At 33.9% G+C, this 17,736-nt stretch carries 17 protein-coding genes and 1 pseudogene; 10 read left to right on the top strand and 8 right to left on the bottom strand.

The genetic code is table 11. From position 1 onward, the window contains the following. Positions 1–64 precede the first annotated feature (64 nt). Positions 65–409 carry a T9SS type A sorting domain-containing protein gene (locus tag V7719_RS00330; RefSeq protein ID WP_335727860.1) on the top strand — a complete coding sequence of 115 codons (345 nt, stop codon included), beginning with the start codon at positions 65–67 and terminating at the stop codon, positions 407–409. 4 nt (positions 410–413) lie between these two features. Here the strand turns inward: V7719_RS00330 and metG are convergent, their stop codons facing one another. Continuing rightward, on the bottom strand, positions 414–2,465 hold the full coding sequence (gene metG, locus V7719_RS00335; protein WP_335727861.1) for a methionine--tRNA ligase: 2,052 nt from the start codon (positions 2,463–2,465) through the stop codon (positions 414–416). A 220-nt stretch (positions 2,466–2,685) separates the two neighbouring features. On the opposite strand from metG, the gene V7719_RS00340 reads away from it, so the two are divergent. The 3 genes from V7719_RS00340 (at position 2,686) to V7719_RS00350 (ending at position 4,782) form a co-directional block, all read left to right on the top strand. Beyond that, positions 2,686–3,699, top strand: a complete 1,014-nt coding sequence (locus V7719_RS00340) for a S66 peptidase family protein (protein ID WP_335727862.1) — start codon at positions 2,686–2,688, stop codon at positions 3,697–3,699. Between the two features lie 2 nt (positions 3,700–3,701). Then, positions 3,702–4,061, top strand: a complete 360-nt coding sequence (locus V7719_RS00345; RefSeq protein WP_335727863.1) for a YraN family protein — start codon at positions 3,702–3,704, stop codon at positions 4,059–4,061. Between the two features lie 130 nt (positions 4,062–4,191). Next, entirely contained in the window at positions 4,192–4,782 is a 591-nt protein-coding gene (locus tag V7719_RS00350) for a hypothetical protein (RefSeq protein WP_335727864.1), read from the top strand. Positions 4,783–4,784: 2 nt separating this feature from the next. Here V7719_RS00350 and nadD read toward each other — a convergent pair whose 3' ends face one another. The 3 genes from nadD to V7719_RS00365 all read right to left on the bottom strand — a co-directional run bounded on the left by nadD (position 4,785) and on the right by V7719_RS00365 (position 6,864). Further along, entirely contained in the window at positions 4,785–5,363 is a 579-nt protein-coding gene (nadD, locus tag V7719_RS00355) for a nicotinate (nicotinamide) nucleotide adenylyltransferase (protein WP_335727865.1), read from the bottom strand. A 3-nt stretch (positions 5,364–5,366) separates the two neighbouring features. Next, on the bottom strand, positions 5,367–5,939 hold the full coding sequence (gene gmk / locus V7719_RS00360) for a guanylate kinase (protein ID WP_335728500.1): 573 nt from the start codon (positions 5,937–5,939) through the stop codon (positions 5,367–5,369). Between the two features lie 67 nt (positions 5,940–6,006). After that, on the bottom strand, positions 6,007–6,864 hold the full coding sequence (locus V7719_RS00365) for a YicC/YloC family endoribonuclease (protein ID WP_335727866.1): 858 nt from the start codon (positions 6,862–6,864) through the stop codon (positions 6,007–6,009). 98 nt (positions 6,865–6,962) lie between these two features. On the opposite strand from V7719_RS00365, the gene V7719_RS00370 reads away from it, so the two are divergent. Next, positions 6,963–7,439, top strand: coding sequence for an acyl-CoA thioesterase (locus tag V7719_RS00370; protein WP_335727867.1), 477 nt, complete (start codon positions 6,963–6,965; stop codon positions 7,437–7,439). Here V7719_RS00370 and V7719_RS00375 read toward each other — a convergent pair. Then, positions 7,431–8,324, bottom strand: coding sequence for a DMT family transporter (locus V7719_RS00375; RefSeq protein ID WP_335727868.1), 894 nt, complete (start codon positions 8,322–8,324; stop codon positions 7,431–7,433). The two genes, V7719_RS00370 and V7719_RS00375, sit on opposite strands and share 9 nt — an antisense overlap. Then, positions 8,317–8,676 (bottom strand): arsenate reductase family protein, encoded by a 360-nt coding sequence (locus V7719_RS00380; RefSeq protein ID WP_335727869.1) that lies wholly within the window; start codon positions 8,674–8,676, stop codon positions 8,317–8,319. Before V7719_RS00380 ends, V7719_RS00375 begins: the two co-directional genes overlap by 8 nt. A 115-nt stretch (positions 8,677–8,791) precedes the next feature. Here V7719_RS00380 and V7719_RS00385 point away from each other — a divergent pair, with 115 nt between their 5' ends. Then, the gene (locus tag V7719_RS00385; protein ID WP_335727870.1) at positions 8,792–10,039 is read left to right on the top strand and encodes a cation:proton antiporter; all 1,248 of its coding nucleotides are present in this window, start codon (positions 8,792–8,794) and stop codon (positions 10,037–10,039) included. Here V7719_RS00385 and V7719_RS00390 read toward each other — a convergent pair. Next, complete coding sequence (locus tag V7719_RS00390) at positions 10,036–10,782, bottom strand: DUF3298 and DUF4163 domain-containing protein (RefSeq protein ID WP_335727871.1); 747 nt, start codon at positions 10,780–10,782, stop codon at positions 10,036–10,038. The two genes, V7719_RS00385 and V7719_RS00390, sit on opposite strands and share 4 nt — an antisense overlap. Positions 10,783–10,906: 124 nt before the next feature. Between V7719_RS00390 and V7719_RS00395 the strand changes: the two are divergent. Then, positions 10,907–12,052 (top strand): annotated as a pseudogene (locus V7719_RS00395) (cystathionine gamma-synthase); the annotation flags it as partial. Between the two features lie 72 nt (positions 12,053–12,124). On the opposite strand, the gene V7719_RS00400 reads toward V7719_RS00395, so the two are convergent. Further along, a complete protein-coding gene (locus V7719_RS00400; RefSeq protein ID WP_335727872.1) occupies positions 12,125–12,940 on the bottom strand; it encodes a THC0290_0291 family protein in 816 nt (271 codons plus the stop codon). A 222-nt stretch (positions 12,941–13,162) separates the two neighbouring features. Here V7719_RS00400 and gdhA point away from each other — a divergent pair, with 222 nt between their 5' ends. From gdhA to recO, 3 genes are all read left to right on the top strand, one after another. Continuing rightward, a complete protein-coding gene (gdhA, locus tag V7719_RS00405; RefSeq protein ID WP_335727873.1) occupies positions 13,163–14,506 on the top strand; it encodes an NADP-specific glutamate dehydrogenase in 1,344 nt (447 codons plus the stop codon). Positions 14,507–14,632: 126 nt separating this feature from the next. Continuing rightward, positions 14,633–17,008 carry a type IX secretion system anionic LPS delivery protein PorZ gene (porZ, locus tag V7719_RS00410; RefSeq protein ID WP_335727874.1) on the top strand — a complete coding sequence of 792 codons (2,376 nt, stop codon included), beginning with the start codon at positions 14,633–14,635 and terminating at the stop codon, positions 17,006–17,008. Positions 17,009–17,015: 7 nt separating this feature from the next. Beyond that, the gene (recO, locus tag V7719_RS00415) at positions 17,016–17,735 is read left to right on the top strand and encodes a DNA repair protein RecO (RefSeq protein ID WP_335727875.1); all 720 of its coding nucleotides are present in this window, start codon (positions 17,016–17,018) and stop codon (positions 17,733–17,735) included. The last annotated feature ends 1 nt before the right edge of the window (position 17,736 follow it).

Genomic DNA, 17,736 nt, shown 5'->3' on the forward strand with positions numbered 1-17,736 from the left:
ATAATTAAGTGCTTTTTAAATCGTTAATGATAGTCCTATCTCATCAATCACTAAGTCTAAAATTATGAAAAAAGCACTCCCTGTTTTTTTGATTTTAATCGTTTGTAATATATCATTTTCTCAAGAAAAAAAGCCTGAATTACCTCTAGAAAATCAGCGTATTAAAACCACGGAAGAAACTGTATTCAAATTTCATCCAAATCCTGTTGAAGATGAATTATTTGTCATAGGAACCCATAAAATAAAAAGTATTGAAATTATCGATGCATTAGGCAAAAGCGTTGCCCTCTATCAATTTGACAAAAGCATTATTAGAATGAATGTCTCCCAGTTAAAAAGCGGCATTTATCTTTTAAAAGTAATAGACAAGAACGACAAGCAGGACATTAAAAAATTGGTTGTGAAATAGAAGTCTAGCTTATCGGCAAACCACTACTAACCGTTGTATCCGGATTGACAAACACCAATTTCCCTTCAGGAGTTTCGGTCATTAAAATCATACCTTCGCTTTCTACACCTCGTAAAGCTCTTGGTGCCAAGTTCACGAGAACAGTTACTTGCTTTCCAATAACTTCTTCAGGAGTAAAGCTTTCGGCAATCCCAGAAACGATAGTTCTTGTATCGATACCTGTATCTACCTTTAAGATGAGAAGTTTCTTGGTTTTAGGCATTTTTTCGGCTTCAAGAATCGTCCCAACTCTCATATCGAGTTTAGTAAAATCATCAAACGTAATGATCTCTTTTTGTGGCTCGATTACTTTATTAGCAGCTTCGTTAGCTTTCTTACTGGCGACTAATTTATCCAATTGTTCTTGAATAGTTTTATCTTCAATTTTGGAGAATAATAATTCACCTTTTCCGATTTGATGTCCTGATGGAAGGAGTACATCTTTAGTTGAAATGTCACTCCAAGAATTATCATCAGCATTTAAAATGCCTTTCAATTTCGTTGAAGTAAATGGTAAAAACGGTTCACACAACGTTGCTAAAGCACTAGCAATTTGAAGCGCGACAAACATGATGGTCTTTGTCTTTACTTCATCTGTTTTTATGAGTTTCCACGGCTCTTCGTCTGCTAAATATTTATTTCCTAAACGCGCCAAACTCATCAATTCTTGACTCGCTTCTCTAAAACGGTAACGTTCAATAGAACTTTCAATCACTGATGGATAAGCTTTAACTGTGGCTAATGTTTGGTTATCAATTTCTGAAAATTCAGAAGCTTCAGGAACAATTCCGTCGTAATATTTATTGGTTAGTACAACCACTCGGTTTATGAAATTTCCGAAGATAGCCACCAATTCATTATTATTTCTCGCCTGAAAATCTTTCCATGTAAAATCGTTATCCTTACTTTCTGGGGCATTTGCAGTCAAGGCATAACGTAAGACGTCTTGCTGATTTGGAAAATCTTCTAAGTAGTCTGGCAACCAAACCGCCCAATTTTTTGAGGTTGATAGTTTGTTACCTTCTAAGTTTAAAAACTCATTGGCAGGTACATTATCTGGTAATATATATGAGCCTTCAGCTTTTAGCATTGCTGGGAAAATAATACAGTGAAATACGATATTATCTTTACCTATAAAGTGAACCAATTTGGTGTCTTCATCTTTCCAATACAATTCCCAATCTTTTCCTTCTCTTGCAGCCCATTCTTTGGTTGCCGAAATATATCCAATAGGCGCATCAAACCACACATAAAGCACTTTGCCTTCGCCTCCAGGAACAGGAACAGGAATTCCCCAATCCAAATCACGAGTTACAGCTCTTGGTCGTAAGCCATCATCAATCCAGGATTTTACTTGACCGTAAACATTAGGCTTCCAATCTTTTTTATGACCTTCTAAAATCCATTCTCTTAAAAAGTTCTCATGTTTATTTAAAGGTAAAAACCAGTGTTTGGTTTCTTTTAAAGTTGGCACATTACCAGTAATTGCCGATTTTGGATTAATGAGGTCTGTCGCATTTAAACTCGATCCACAGTTTTCACATTGGTCACCATAAGCCTCTTCATTTTCACATTTTGGACAAGTTCCAGTCACAAAACGGTCGGCTAAAAACTGATTAGCTTCTTCATCATAGAGTTGCTCTGTGACTTCTTCTACAAATTCATGTTTATCATACAAGGTCTTGAAGAATTCTGAAGCGGTATCATGATGAATTTTGGCAGATGTACGTGAATAGTTGTCAAACGTAATTCCGAAGTCTTCAAATGATTTTTTGATAATCGCATGATATTTATCCACGATATCTTGAGGTGTTACACCTTCCTTTTTCGCTTTAATCGTAATAGGTACACCATGTTCATCACTTCCACAAATGAAAGCTACGTCATTTCCTGTTAAGCGTTTGTAACGTGCGTAAATATCTGCAGGCACATATACACCAGCTAAATGGCCAATATGAATAGGACCATTAGTGTATGGTAAAGCGGCAGTAATTGTATATCGTTTTGGAGTACTCATATATTTTGAATTGTGTCACGTTAAGCGCAGTCGAAACACCTCTATGGAGATTCTCTACTTCCTTCTGAATGACAAATGTATTCGTTTTAACAAGCCACAAAAGTACACATTTTGCAGGCGATTTAGAAGCGAGTATTTATAAATTTTAGACATCGTTTTTATTAAGAATCGTTTAAAATTTGTAATTCCGAACATGTGAAAAAAAATGTACATTTACACTATGTCGAAAATTCGTTATTCCTTACTCTTGATTTTAGTCTGTTTTTTCTTCGGAAATGCTAATGCTCAAGACAAATCTGTTCAAAAAAACCAAACTGTTTTGATACAACCACACTATTTAAAAGCTGGAGATACAGTAGCTATTGTTGCGCCTTCAGGAATACTGAAAAACAGAAATGATGAAGTAAATCAAGCGATAACATTATTAAAAAGTTGGGGTTTACATGCCGTTATAGGTAAACATGTGTTTAGTAAAGCCGATCATTTTGCAGGAACTGATGCTGAACGCTGTGAAGACTTTCAAAAAGCCTTAGATGACCCAACAATTAGTGCGATTTGGTGCGCAAGAGGCGGCTACGGAACAGTTAGAATTTTAGACAAATTAGATTATACCAAGTTTAAAAAACACCCTAAATGGCTGATTGGTTATAGTGATATTACAGCATTGCACAATCAGGTTCACAATGAAGGGTTTCAATCCATTCATGCCTTAATGTGTGTGAGTTTGCCAAAAGATATTTCAGAAATAAAGGAAACGTTAGAAACCTTTAAATCGACCATCTTTGGGAATCCAGTGAATTATATTTTGGATGGCTCAACCTACAATAGAGTGGGTGAAGCAAGTGGACCATTAGTTGGCGGAAATCTCACAATACTCCATACGATGTTGGGTTCTAAAACAAGTATTGATACCTCAGGTAAAATCTTATTTATAGAAGAGATTGGCGAATACAAGTATCATATCGATCGTATGTTACAAAGTATGAAACGTGCAGGCTATTTTGATAACTGTGCAGGAATTTTAGTTGGTGACATGAGTAAAATGCGAAAGAATACAACACCTTGGGGAACTTCTGTAGAGCAACTCATTTTAGATGCGTTAGCAGAGTATGATTTTCCAATTGCTTTTGGGATGCCTGCTGGACATGAAAAAGATAATCGTGCTTTGATTTTAGGACATACGATTGCCTTGAAGGTTGAGAAAGGGAAGTCTACGGTTGTTTTTGAAAACTAATTATGGCAAACCACAACGAATTAGGAAAGAAAGGAGAAGACTTAGCGGTCGATTTTTTGTTAAAAAACGGTTATGATATTGTTGCTCGAAACTATACGTATCAAAAAGCCGAAGTGGATATTTTGGCGAAAAAAGGAGAAATTCTTGCTGTTGTAGAAGTGAAAACAAGAACGAGTGCCAATTTTGGTGACCCACAACAATTTTTAAAACCTAAGCAAATACAACGTATCATTAAGGCAGTAGATCAATTTGTCAATACAAATGACATGGATGTTGAAGTTCGATTTGATATAGTTGCTATTGTACTAAACAAAAAAGGGATGACCTTAGAGCATTTGGAAAATGCCTTTTATCATTTCTAACTATAAAATACATAAAAATGTAAGAAAAAACTCCAATTTGTGAAAGTTAATTGTATTTCATCTAATAAAAAGATATTTGAGCAGATTTTTATCTAGTTTTAAGATTCTTAACCCCCAAAAATTTTATACTATGAAAGGTATTAATCTACTTATAAGCTTGATAATGTTATCTGTTTTATTCGGATGTACAGATGACCAATTGGATGAATCTCAATTTAGAGCCCAAAAGAAAATAGAAAAAGAAATTACATTAATTGAAACTTCTACAACAGCAACTTCAGAGGAACATTGTTTTGAAACCAATCTTATTGCAGGTCAACATTATGTTGCAGGATCGGTAACAGTAGATATTGAGGGTGATAATTTAATAATTACGTATTCCAGTAATGGAGATTGGACTATAGGTACTACTCATTTAAGTATTGGAAATTGCGATGAAGATTGGGCGCCACTAACAGGCTCAGGTAATCCTCAAGTAGGGCAATTTGAATATACAGAGCCATATTCATCTACACTATATGAAGTTGTTTACATAATTAGTTTAGAAGGTTTAGATGATAATTATTGTTTTGCGGCACACGCCGAAGTTGAAGGACCAACTGGTGGAGAAACTGCATGGGCTGAAGGTTCACAGTTTGATGGACGAGGATGGGCAATGTTTGTTGAATCGTTTTTGTCTGAATGTGAAGAAGATGATGGAGGCAACAATACACCTTTTTAAAACTATTTATAAAAATTCATTTCATCCACATACTCCCAAACATGTTCTGGTAACATTGGTCGTACATTTTTGCCTTCACTGATGGATTTTCTTATAAATGTTGATGACAATTCCATAATAGGTGCATTTACAAAATGCACCTTTTTATTTTTGGTAAATTGTGTCTCAATCTTTCCTTCAGGAATTCGAGGATACACATAAATATCATGATGTTCTAAAATGAGATCGTAGTTTTTCCACTTGTGAAAACTGTTCAGGTTGTCTTCACCCATGATTAAAGAAAACTCATGTTCAGGATATTTCTCTTGCAGATGGGTTAAGGTATTTATCGTGTAATTAGGTTGCGGTAAATTAAATTCTATATCACTAGGCTCAAGTTTGTTATAATCTTCGGTAGCGCGATAGACCATTTCATAGCGTTGGCGATTATCCAACAATGAACTTTTCTTTTTAAACGGACTATGAGGTGTTACGACAAACCAGATTTTATCTAAATCGCTATGCTCAGCTAAATGATTTGCAATCGTTAGATGACCAACGTGAATGGGATTAAAAGTGCCAAAATAGAGTCCGATTTTCATAATTTACGTCTTAATAAAATCTGAGACTAAGGTATAAGCATCATCTAATGCTTTATCTAAATCTTTATTGAGAACAATTTCATCAAATAATGGCGCAGTAGCGAGTTCGGCAGGTGCTTTTGCTACACGCATACTAATCTTATCTTCACTTTCTTCACCACGCTCTTTAAGTCTTATAATGAGCTCGTTGAGGTCTGGCGGTTTTACAAAAATGGCCAAGGTTTCTTCAGGAAATTTCTTTTTAATTCTAAGTCCGCCAGAAACATCAATATCAAAAATAACATGTTTCCCTTTTGCCCAAATACGCTCAATTTCTGTTTTTAATGTGCCGTAGAAATTATCTCTGTAAACCTCTTCCCATTCTAGAAATTCATCACCTTTGATTTTATTTTTAAACTCTCTTAAGTTTAAAAAATAATAGTCTTTAGCATGAACTTCTTTTCCGCGTTTTTCTCTTGAAGTGGCTGAAATTGAAAACTCCAAATTGAGCTCTTCTTGTTTGAGCAAATGTCTAACAATAGTCGTTTTTCCAGAACCAGAAGGTGCCGAGAACACGATTAGTTTTCCTTTTTTAATAGTATCTTTTATTGATGCCAATAGTTTTGTTTTTTACTGTCAACTGTGACTGAACACTGCTTACTAATTATAGTACATTCAATAATTGTTCTTTAATTTTTTCGAGTTCATCTTTCATTTGTACGACCAACTTTTGCATTGGAGCATGATTTGATTTGGAACCTATAGTATTGATTTCTCGTCCCATTTCCTGAGAGATGAAGCCTAATTTTTTTCCGTTTGAATCATCAGATTGTAATGCTTTTTGAAAGTAATCTAAGTGATTTGTTAAACGTACTTTTTCTTCAGTAATATCAAATTTTTCAATGTAATAAACGAGTTCTTGCTCAAAACGGTTTTCATCTACTTTTTCTTTTATTTCTGAAATACCTTTAGCCAAGCGTTCACGAACACCTTCAATACGATCAGGATCCATAGCAATAACCTCATCTAATAACCCAGAAATATTTTCCACACGATTTACGAAATCATCTTCCAAGCTTTTGCCTTCGTCTAATCGATATTTTAGTATTTTTTCTATACCACTATCTATCACATCAGCAATCTGTTTCCATTCGCCTTCATCAATTTCATCACGTTCTGTAGTTACGGCATCTGGTAAACGAATTGCCATTTTTAATAATTCGGTATCATCACCATCAACGACTTCTTTTAATTGTTTAATGTACTGTTTAACAACCGTTTTGTTGATTTGCGTAGAAGTTTCTTCAGCAGTAATTTCCATATATAATGAAAAATCAACCTTCCCTCTCACCAATTTTGAAGCGATGAGTTTTCTTATGCTCAATTCCTTTTCACGATACATAGAAGGCATACGTGTGTTAAGGTCAAGATTTTTACTATTGAGTGATTTGACTTCAATAGATATTTTTTTGGTTGGAAGCTGTATTACAGATTTTCCGTAACCTGTCATTGATTGTATCATGAACGAATTTTAAAAGTTGAGCAAAGGTAAGGAAAATCGTAAGGTCCAGATGTGTTGATTATAAAAAACAATAACTTTGCAGCTTCAAATAAATAAACATGTACAAAAAAGATTTTGAAATACGATGGAGTGATGTGGATGCAAATGGTCATTTAGCAAATTCTGCATATGTGAATTTTATGAGCCACACACGAGTTGGCTTTTTAAATGAGCATGGGTTCTCTATGAAAAAACTAATTGAACATGGTATTGGACCAGTGGTGTTTTCTGAACAGATTTATTATTTTAAAGAATCATTTTTAGGACAAACATTAACCGTGACATTGGCCGTTTCAGGATTAAGTGAAGATGGAATGTTATTTAAGTTTGAACATAATTTTTACAATCAAAACGGACAACATCTGGCAACATGTGATATTTTGGGAGCTTGGATAGATCTGAAAGAGAGACGATTGATCGCTTTGCCAGAGCAATTGCAAGCCTTGATAAAGAAGTTTCCCAAGGCTGAAAATTTCAAAATTCTCACCAAAGAGGATACACGAAAACCAGGTAAAACGCCTAAAAATCTAAGCTAAAACTTTTGGTCTTTTAGTGACTAAATACACGCCTGAGAAAATTAATAACATGGCCATAAGCTTTACAGGGCTTACAACATCAACACCCATAACAATAGCAAATACTCCTGCAATTACTGGTTGTAAGTAAATAAAGACACCAACCGTTGAAGCTTTTAGTGATCTTAAGGCTAACGGATTTAATACATACGTAGCAAAGGTTGCGCCTATAACCACAAATAGGAACGAGAACCAGACATAAGGTGTAAACGAATGCCATTCAATCTCTGTGGTTTCAGTATATCCAAAAGGTAAAACCAAAAAGAAACCAAATAAAAACAGCCATTTTATGAAGGTAAATGGGTGGTATTTAGCAGTTAATTTTTTAATGATAATGATGTAGATACTGAATGCAATAGCATTTAAGAAAATAAATGTGTTTCCTAGAATAACATTATCTCCAATTCGTGTTGACTTTCCTAAAATAGTTAACAATATACCGCCACAAAATCCTAAAAAAACACCTGCAACTTTGAGTTTAGTTATTTTTTCGGATAGGAAAAAAGAGGATAAAACTAAGATGATGATTGGTGTTATTGTAACGATTACTGAAGCGTGAATAGGAGTTGTTAATTCTAATCCTTTTAAAAATAATAACATGTTTAAACCCACGCCAAACACAGCGCCAAGAAAGAAGATAAAATAATCTTTTGGATCTATTTTTTCTTTTTTAAAAAAGAGGCCAAAAAACCAGAATAAAATAGTGGCTCCACCAACTCGTAAAAGTGTTAATCCAAACGGTTGTATAAAACCGTCGTTTATTATCAATTTTGCAAAGGTATAGTTCAAACCATATAGGAGTTGAACTGTAAATAGCGCAATTATTGCAAATTTTCTGCTATTCATGTGAATGAATAAAAGCTTTAGCAGTTTCTACGGTTTTCGAACTGTTTCCAATAAAAATATGATTATTATAAACCACAACCGGTCTACTTAAGAAGGTGTAGTGTTCTAAAATATAGTGTTTGAAATCTTTTTCGGTCAAGTTTTGATCTTTTAACCCCATTTCCTTATAAAGCTTTGCTCTTTTACTAAATAAAGCTTCATAACTACCAGCAAGTTTTGCTAATTCTTCAAGTTGTTTTACTGATATGTCTTCGGTTTTAATATCCTGAAAAATAACATCGTCAGGCAAATCCAAATATTTAATGATTCTTACACAAGTGCTACACGTTTTTAGATGGTATATTTTTTTCATGCTTATTTTTCCAAATCTCAATATTGGTCAAGAAGATCATTTGTGGGTTTGCAAGTTGCAAAGTAAACGGATTTCAAAAGAAAATTAGTTACTTTTATCGAAAATTTAGGCTCGTATGGATTATTATGCAATTGCATCAGTATTAATTGTTCTTTCTGCACTTTTTGGCTATATCAATGTTAAGTTTTTAAAGCTACCCATAACCATAGGTTTAATGCTTATTACTATTGTGTTTACAATTATTGTCGTGGCTATTGGGCAATTTGATGACACCTTGTTATTGCGAGAAAAAGAACTGATTTCTCAAATTGATTTTGAAACAGTGTTATTACAGATTATGCTAAGTTTCTTGCTTTTTGCAGGTGCTTTACATACCAATTTCAACCAACTCAAAATTCAGCGATGGCCAGTTTTAGTATTTGCTACTCTAGGTGTTTTGGTGTCTACATTTTTAGTGGGAATTTTAACCTTCTATCTACTTCAAATATTAGGGCTTAACGTACAATTTATATACTGTTTATTGTTTGGTGCTCTAATATCTCCAACCGATCCAATTGCAGTTTTAGGAATACTAAAAAAAGCTGGCGCACCTAAAAAATTGGAAGCTAAAATTGTAGGAGAATCCCTGTTTAATGATGGTGTAGGTGTTGTTGTGTTTTTAACCATATTTGCTATTGCAGCAAAACCTGATGTAGCCATTGAGTTTGTTGAAATCGCTAAATTATTTGGGCAAGAAGTATTAGGAGGAATTGGTTTAGGAATTATTTTAGGTTATATCACTTATAAGTTACTTAAGTCTATTGATGATTATGAAGTTGAAGTTATTATTACGATTGCGACTGTTATGGGAGGTAGTTTATTGGCACATCATTGGCATTTATCGGCACCTTTAGCAATGGTGACAGCAGGATTGATAGTAGGTAATGATACGGTAAGAGAATCTGCTATGTCTAAAATTACAGAAACCTACGTCGATAAATTTTGGGAACTTATTGATGTTTTATTGAACACTATTTTATTTGTAATGATTGGGATGGAAATGCTAGTGCTTAATTTTGAGTTTAACTATGTAGTTGCTGGTTTAATTTCGGTTCCGCTAGTGTTGTTAAGTAGATATATATCCTTATGGTTGCCTATAAAGTTCTTTTCAAAAAAATTGCAATTTGTAAAACACACCAATTTAATTATGACTTGGGGAGGATTAAGAGGAGGAATATCAATTGCATTGGCGCTAAGCTTAACTCAAGAAATGCATCGCGAGTTGTTTTTAGTAATTACTTACATTATTGTAGTATTCTCTATCATTGGTCAAGGGCTTACCGTTGAACCAATCATTAAACGATTGTCAAAAAACGCAGATTAATTCACTGTTAAAAACGAGCTGACCTCTTCAAAAGGAATCCTAAATTCTATAATACCTTGAGCATAGGAGGCTATTTCATATGGATTATATAATATGATTATTCCTTCGTCACTATACCCTATAGATTCTGGTAGCTGAAAACCTTTTCCGAAGAACAAATCTTCTGCAGGTTGATTTTTGGAAGTGGCCTCAATCTTTTCTTTTAAATGAATTTCAATTGCTTTTGAAAGACCTTCAGAATTACTAATAAGGTCCTTTTTAGTCAGTAATTTTCCGGTTTGAGGATTAAAATTGAAAAACCTCACATTGGTATTGCCATGAGCTCCTCCAGTATCTAGATATGAATTTATAGCAATACTGATAACTTGTGGAGAACGATAGGTTACTTCACCATCAATAAACGCTTCCCATTTTTGAGCAGCATCTGGGAAATCTTTTTTAAAACTTTCGAACTCATAATTAAACCTTGCAACAGCATCATCAATAGATATGTTTGTAAGAATATCTTCGCCCAAATTCATTTGATTAACACTATATTTATTAATGGTCTTGTTGATTCGATCTGCGATTTCATTTGTGCCTTCTGCTACAGGTAAATTAATAGAGATTTCAGTAACTTCAGAACTTTCAATGTTTTGCTCTGTAAAATCGATTTTCACTTCTTCATTACAAGAAGAAACTAAGGTTAATATGAGGATTAGGAAACTGTATTTTTTCAAAATTTCTAAGATTCTGTTAGACATTCAATAAAGGTATTATATAGATTTGAATACAACGAATTAAACCTTAAATTTGTTGCTCACTACATGACATTGAAATGTTCTCAATTGGTTTCCGACTGATGATTTTCAGAAAAAAAATAGAGATACAATAATGAAATTTAACACAAAAACAATACATGGAGGTCAAGAGCACGATCCAGCTTATGGAAGTGTCATGCCACCAATTTATCAAACATCAACCTATGCTCAATCTACTCCAGGAGGTCATAAAGGTTATGAATATTCACGAACTCATAATCCTACCAGAAATGCATTAGAAAATGCTTTTGCTAGTATTGAGAATGGAAATCATGGTCTAGCCTTTGGTTCTGGATTAGCTGCTATTGATGCTGTTATCAAATTATTGCAACCAGGTGACGAAGTGATTTCTACAAATGATTTATATGGTGGGACTTATCGTTTGTTCACGAGTATTTTTAAGAAATTTGGGATCAAGTTTCATTTCATTGGAATGGAAAACGCTTCTAATATTGAAAGCTATGTCAACGAAAACACAAAGTTGATTTGGGTTGAAACACCTACAAATCCAATGATGAATATTATTGATGTAAAAGCTACTGCAGCTATTGCTAAAAAACACAATGTACTATTGGCTGTAGATAATACGTTTGCAACACCTTATTTGCAACGTCCACTGGATTTGGGAGCCGACATCGTGATGCATTCTGCTACAAAATATTTAGGAGGACATAGTGATTTGGTCATGGGAGCATTAATTGTAAAGGATAAAGATATAGCAGATCGTTTGTATTTTATTCAAAATGCAAGTGGAGCAGTTTGTGGACCTCAAGATAGTTTCTTGGCTTTACGAGGTATCAAAACTTTACATATCAGAATGCAACGTCATTGTGAAAATGGTAAAGCTGTTGCTGAGTTTTTAGCCAATCATCCAAAAATTAAAAAGGTGTATTGGCCTGGATTTGAAAGTCATCCGAATCATAATATTGCTAAAGAACAAATGGATGATTTTGGTGGGATGGTTTCTTTTACAACTAATGGGAATAACTATGAGGAAGCGATTAAAATTGTTGAAAATCTTAAGATTTTTACTTTAGCTGAATCTTTAGGAGGTGTAGAGTCTTTAGCTGGACATCCAGCAAGTATGACGCATGCGAGTATTCCGAAGGAGGAAAGAGAAAGAACAGGCGTTGTTGATTCTTTAATTAGATTAAGTGTTGGTATTGAAGATGAGGAGGATTTAATTTCCGATTTAAAACAAGCAATAGGTTAATAATTGACTTTATGAAAAATAAAAAAGACCAAGTTTAAACTTGGTCTTTTTTTATATGTAATTTTTTTAGTCTTAGTTTAAATAATAAATGTAGCCAAAGTTTAACCAAACCAACCAATCGTTAGCCTTGTTTGACTTTAAGTTATGGTCTAACCCATCAATTTCGTTGTTAAAGTAATATTGCCATCTCAAATCCAACATTAAATCTGAAAGTATAGTTAATTTATATCGAGTACCTATACTTCCAACCATAGACCAAGTTGTGCCATTCCCATTAAGTAAAAACGGATCTTCATTAGTATTAGGATTTGCAGCATTTACCCATGGTTGAAAGAAGTTATTCATGTTTTCAATATTACCATCACCATAAGTTGTTTCAACTCTAGGGTTATACGCTGTAAAGTGAACACCTAAGCTTATAAAAGGAGCGAAAGAATAACTAAACGCTTGAAAAGATCGAATACTCTTAGGGAAAAATTCTATCTGAGTACCAATATCAAAATTTTGAGCGATACCAGAATGACGACGTAAACGCTCGGCATTCTCACTAGTTCTCGAAGCATCAACCCATTTCCCAAAGTGATTTAATGTAGTCTTATTCCAAGAAATTTCATTTCGTAATTTAAAGTGATCGTTCCAATATGTATCTGTCGAATAACAGTTACAATCTGCTCTGTATGCAAAATTTATGTAATGAATTATTCCTACACCGAAACCAGTGTTACCTGCATTGGTTTCAAAGTCTCGTCTTACCCCGAAATCTGATTGGAACGCAACTGGGCCTGCTATAACACCTATTTCGTGAGAAAAGCCAAGCTGTGAATAACACTCGTTTATACCAAGTATAAAAAGGAAGATAAATGTTAATTGTTTAAAATTAAGCGTCATAGGTCCAATTTTGTTGAGGGCTTGTTTGTTAACAAATATATAAAAACTAGATAAACCACCAAGTTATTAGACGAAATGTAAAAATATCTGAACAACAGCATAATGGTAATTTAACGGTTTATTAAACCACTATTGAGAATATCAAAAAAAAAGTGGTAACATTTTAAAGATAATGTATCTTTGTGCTGTAAAAATCAAAATACATTGTTAATACTTTAATAAATGAAAAATAAAATTGAAGCTTTTCTAAAACTTGTAAAAGATAAAAACAGTCACGAAACTGAATTTTTACAAGCTGTACACGAGGTTGCAGAAACTGTGATTCCTTTTATAGAAGAGAACTCAAAGTACCAGGGTAAAATGCTTTTAGAGCGTATGGTTGAACCAGAACGCACAATTATTTTTAGAGCGCCATGGATTGACGACCAAGGAAATATTCAGGTAAATCGTGGATTTAGAGTTGAATTCAACTCTGCAATTGGACCCTATAAAGGTGGTTTGCGTTTTCATCCATCAGTTAATTTAAGCATTCTTAAGTTTTTAGGATTTGAGCAAGTATTTAAAAATTCTTTAACTACGCTACCAATGGGTGGAGGAAAAGGAGGGGCTGATTTCAATCCTAAAGGAAAGAGTGATAACGAAGTGATGCGTTTTTGTCAATCATTTATGACAGAATTATATAGACATATTGGACCTAATACCGATGTCCCTGCTGGTGATATTGGAGTAGGAGGACGAGAAATAGGATATTTATTTGGTCAATACAAAAGGCTACAAAACGAATTTACAGGAGTTTTAACAGGTAAAGGCATAAGCTACGGAGGTTCTTTAATTAGACCAGAAGCAACAGGATATGGTTGTGTGTATTTTGCGAAAAACATGTTAGCTACTAGTGGTGAGTCGTTTGAAGGAAAAACCGTTGTGATTTCTGGTTCTGGTAATGTAGCCCAATATGCTTGTGAAAAAGCAACGCAATTAGGCGCTAAAGTAGTTACAATGTCAGATTCTGGAGGATATATTCATGATACAGATGGAATTGATGCTGATAAATTGGCGTTTATCATGAATCTTAAAAATGTGAAACGTGGAAGAATAAGTGAATATGTAGATACATACACTTCTGCTTCATATCATGCTGGGGATAGACCATGGTCTGTAAATTGTGATATTGCTTTACCATGTGCAACTCAAAATGAATTAAATGGAGATGAAGCTAAGCAATTAATCAATAATAATGTGATTGCTGTTGCCGAAGGCGCTAATATGCCTACAACTCCAGAGGCTATTGAAGCACTTCAAAAGGCTAAAGTATTATTCTCTCCTGGAAAAGCATCTAACGCTGGAGGAGTAGCTACTTCTGGATTGGAAATGAGCCAAAACTCACTTAGGTTAAGCTGGACAAGAGAAGAGGTTGACGAGAAGCTGAAGAAAATTATGGATGATATCCATGAATCTTGTGTACAATATGGAACAGGGGCCGATGGATATGTTGATTATGTGAAAGGCGCAAATGTTGCTGGATTTGTTAAAATAGCGGATGCAATGCTTGCCCAAGGTGTAGTTTAATAACCCTCTAAAATGACACAAAAGAGCTTTCAGTTTTTACCTGAAAGCTCTTTTTATTGATATCCCTTATATGATATTGAAGAAAATGTCGTTAGATATAAATATATTTAACAAAAAATAATTGATATGTTAAAAAGAATTGTAGTTGTCCTTTTAACTTTAGTTTCTTTTAAAGGAGTTTCCCAAGATTTTTCAACACTCTGGGAAGGCTATTTTTCATATTTTGAAATCAGAGACATTACTAAAAGCGAGGACAAGATTTTTGCAGCATCAGAAAATGCTATTTTTAGTTATGATTTATTCTCTAATGAAATTGAGACCATAACGACTATTAATGGTTTGTCTGGCGAATCTATTTCAACGATAACCTACAGTGAAGATTTTGATGTATTAGTGGTTGGATATGATACAGGTTTAATTGAGGTGATTTTTGATGCAGATTCTGAAATTTTATCTGTTGTAGATATTCTTGAAAAAGAAACCATTTCTCCCGCATTAAAAAGGATCAACCATTTTTATGAATTCGAAGGGCTTTTATATATCTCAACAGATTATGGGATTTCAGTATATGATTTAACTAATTTACAGTTTGGTGATACTTATTTTCTCGGTAATGGCGGAAGTCAGATCACAATAAACCAAACCACAATATTTGAGGGCTCTATATATGCGGCTTGTGGTTCTAATAACGGATTAAGAAAAGCAGACTTAGCTAATCCCAATTTAATTGATTTTCAACAATGGACGACCACGAATAATGGTAATTTTAGTGCGGTTCAAAGTGTAGGAAGCAAACTGTATACCTTACAATCTAACAATGTCTTGCATGAAGTTGTAAATGATAATCTAACCCCTCAATTAACGTATCCAACGTTACCAGTAGATGTAAGATCTGTTGAAGAAAATTTGATTGTAACACTTCCTGAGACTGTATTTGTATACACTGAAGATTTTGTTCAAATTCAAAGTGCATCAACAAATGCAACCTTCGATACCGACTTCACATCTGCTATAATTCAAGAAGGTAATTTATATATAGGGACAATAAATACAGGCGTACTAAAAACTATTCCAGATAGTTCAACAGAGTACGAAGTTATATTGCCTGAAGGGCCTTCAAGTAATAGCGCCTTTAAAATTCAAGCAGGCGATAGTCAAGTATGGGTGACCTATGGAGAGTATTCGATATTTCTTAACTCTTTCCCTTTAAACAGTCGAGGGATTAGTGTCTTAAAAGATGAAGAGTGGAATAATATTCCTTTTGATAGCCTTCTCACAGCTCGAAACCTTTGCGACATAGTTATAAACCCAATCAACCCTAACCAAGTATTTATTAGCTCTTTTAAGGATGGAATTCTAGAAATGAATAATCAAGTTGCAGATGTTCTATATAATCAAGATAATAGTGGTCTAGAATCACTAATAGTTCCTGGAGCTCCAGATATTATTGGGATACGTCAAGGACCTCTTAAATTTGATAATAATGGACTAATATGGGCAGCAACAGCTAAGGTTGATCGTTCTTTAAAATCATTTGATCCAGCAACAAATCAATGGCAAGGCTTCAGTTTCTCAGAGATAATTCCAGATGCATTGAATGACGAAAATGGATCTATCGACTTAGAAGTTGGTTCGGGTGGAATGAAATGGTTGTCAAGCCTCAGTCATGGTTTAATTGGTATTAATACAGATACTGGAGCAATTAATTTTGTTGCAGAGGAAGATGGAAATATGCCTTCTGCCCATGTAAGAGCCATTGCGTTAGACAGTAGAAACCAATTATGGATAGGTACAATAAAAGGTTTAAGAGTACTATTTAATACTTCAAATTTTGTTGACGACCCAGAACCAAGAGTTAATGAAATTGTCATTTTAGAAAATGGGATACCTACAGAGTTGCTTTCTAATCAATACATTACCGATATTAAGGTAGATGGATCAGATAATAAATGGGTTGGAACATTAGATTCGGGGATCTTTTATTTTTCTCCAGATGGTCAAGAAACCATATTTCAATTTACAACAGATAACTCTCCACTGCCATCAAATAGTATTGTAGATATTTCTATAGATCCTGCATCTGGTAAAGTTTTTATAGCCACAACTAAAGGCTTGGTCTCATTCTCTTCTGGAGGATCGAAACCAAAGGAAACTTTAGAAGAAGTCTTTTTGTATCCAAATCCAGTAAGACCGGAATACAATATTTTAGGATTTGATGATTTAAATGATATTAATAACGGAGTTAAAATTTCAGGATTAACTGAAAATGTAAACGTAAAAATCACAGACATCGAAGGAAACCTTGTTGCAGAGGCACAATCTAGAGTTAATCAGAGAATATCAAAAGCCAACTATAATTTTGCAATTGATGGTGGTACAGGTATTTGGAATGGAAAAAACATGAGAGGTAATGTAGTTGCCTCTGGGGTTTATTTGTTTCTCATATCAGATTTGGACTCTTTCGAAACAAAAGTTTTAAAACTACTCATAGTTAGACAATAAACTCAATATGCTTATTAAAACTAAAGCTATTGTTCTCTCTAAGCTTAGATACAGAGATAATGATCTTATCGTAAAATGTTTTACACTACATAAGGGCGTTGTAAGTTATCTGTTAAGAGGTGTCTTGAGTAGTAAAAAAGGAAGCTCTAAGGCTGCCTACTATCAGTTGTTATCTCAGCTTCAAATAGAAGAAAACTATAGAGAAAATCAATCCTTACAAACCATTAAGGAAGTCCGATTAGATTTTAGTTACACCAGTTTGCATACGAATGTCTATAAGAGCTCTATTGTTATGTTTTTATCCGAAGTGCTATCATCGGTATTACGAGAAGAGGAAGAAAATCAACAGTTATATCATTATTTGGAAACCACATTTAGATGGCTAGATGCTGAAGATGAATTTTCTAATTTTCATTTGCTGTTCTTACTTAATCTCACCAAACATTTGGGTTTCTATCCAGATGTGTCAGATACCAATAAAATGTATTTCAATCTAAACAATGGGTTGTTTGAATCAAAAAAACGAGATGTTTACAGTGTTTATGGAGAAAATTTAGCAACTTTAAAACAGCTCTTAGGCATAAATTTTGATACACTTAATAGTGTAAAATTAAATTCAAAACAAAGACAATCATTTCTGACGATGCTGTTGCTGTATTTTGAATTACATTTGGGCAGTTTTAAAAAACCTAAATCTTTACAAATATTCAATCAGGTATTTAAGTAAT

The organism is Psychroserpens sp. (assembly GCF_036960315.1).
In the GTDB taxonomy this organism is placed as follows: Bacteria; Bacteroidota; Bacteroidia; order Flavobacteriales; family Flavobacteriaceae; genus Psychroserpens.

Excerpts from the sequence above, each read along its gene's own strand:
- V7719_RS00330 (WP_335727860.1), top strand. The coding sequence starts at position 65 with ATGAAAAAAGCACTCCCTGTTTTTTTGATTTTAATCGTTTGTAATATA.
- metG (WP_335727861.1), bottom strand. The coding sequence starts at position 2,465 with ATGAGTACTCCAAAACGATATACAATTACTGCCGCTTTACCATACACT.
- V7719_RS00340 (WP_335727862.1), top strand. The coding sequence starts at position 2,686 with ATGTCGAAAATTCGTTATTCCTTACTCTTGATTTTAGTCTGTTTTTTC.
- V7719_RS00345 (WP_335727863.1), top strand. The coding sequence starts at position 3,702 with ATGGCAAACCACAACGAATTAGGAAAGAAAGGAGAAGACTTAGCGGTC.
- V7719_RS00350 (WP_335727864.1), top strand. The coding sequence starts at position 4,192 with ATGAAAGGTATTAATCTACTTATAAGCTTGATAATGTTATCTGTTTTA.
- nadD (WP_335727865.1), bottom strand. The coding sequence starts at position 5,363 with ATGAAAATCGGACTCTATTTTGGCACTTTTAATCCCATTCACGTTGGT.
- V7719_RS00365 (WP_335727866.1), bottom strand. The coding sequence starts at position 6,864 with ATGATACAATCAATGACAGGTTACGGAAAATCTGTAATACAGCTTCCA.
- V7719_RS00370 (WP_335727867.1), top strand. The coding sequence starts at position 6,963 with ATGTACAAAAAAGATTTTGAAATACGATGGAGTGATGTGGATGCAAAT.
- V7719_RS00375 (WP_335727868.1), bottom strand. The coding sequence starts at position 8,324 with ATGAATAGCAGAAAATTTGCAATAATTGCGCTATTTACAGTTCAACTC.
- V7719_RS00380 (WP_335727869.1), bottom strand. The coding sequence starts at position 8,676 with ATGAAAAAAATATACCATCTAAAAACGTGTAGCACTTGTGTAAGAATC.
- V7719_RS00385 (WP_335727870.1), top strand. The coding sequence starts at position 8,792 with ATGGATTATTATGCAATTGCATCAGTATTAATTGTTCTTTCTGCACTT.
- V7719_RS00390 (WP_335727871.1), bottom strand. The coding sequence starts at position 10,782 with ATGTCTAACAGAATCTTAGAAATTTTGAAAAAATACAGTTTCCTAATC.
- V7719_RS00400 (WP_335727872.1), bottom strand. The coding sequence starts at position 12,940 with ATGACGCTTAATTTTAAACAATTAACATTTATCTTCCTTTTTATACTT.
- gdhA (WP_335727873.1), top strand. The coding sequence starts at position 13,163 with ATGAAAAATAAAATTGAAGCTTTTCTAAAACTTGTAAAAGATAAAAAC.
- porZ (WP_335727874.1), top strand. The coding sequence starts at position 14,633 with ATGTTAAAAAGAATTGTAGTTGTCCTTTTAACTTTAGTTTCTTTTAAA.
- recO (WP_335727875.1), top strand. The coding sequence starts at position 17,016 with ATGCTTATTAAAACTAAAGCTATTGTTCTCTCTAAGCTTAGATACAGA.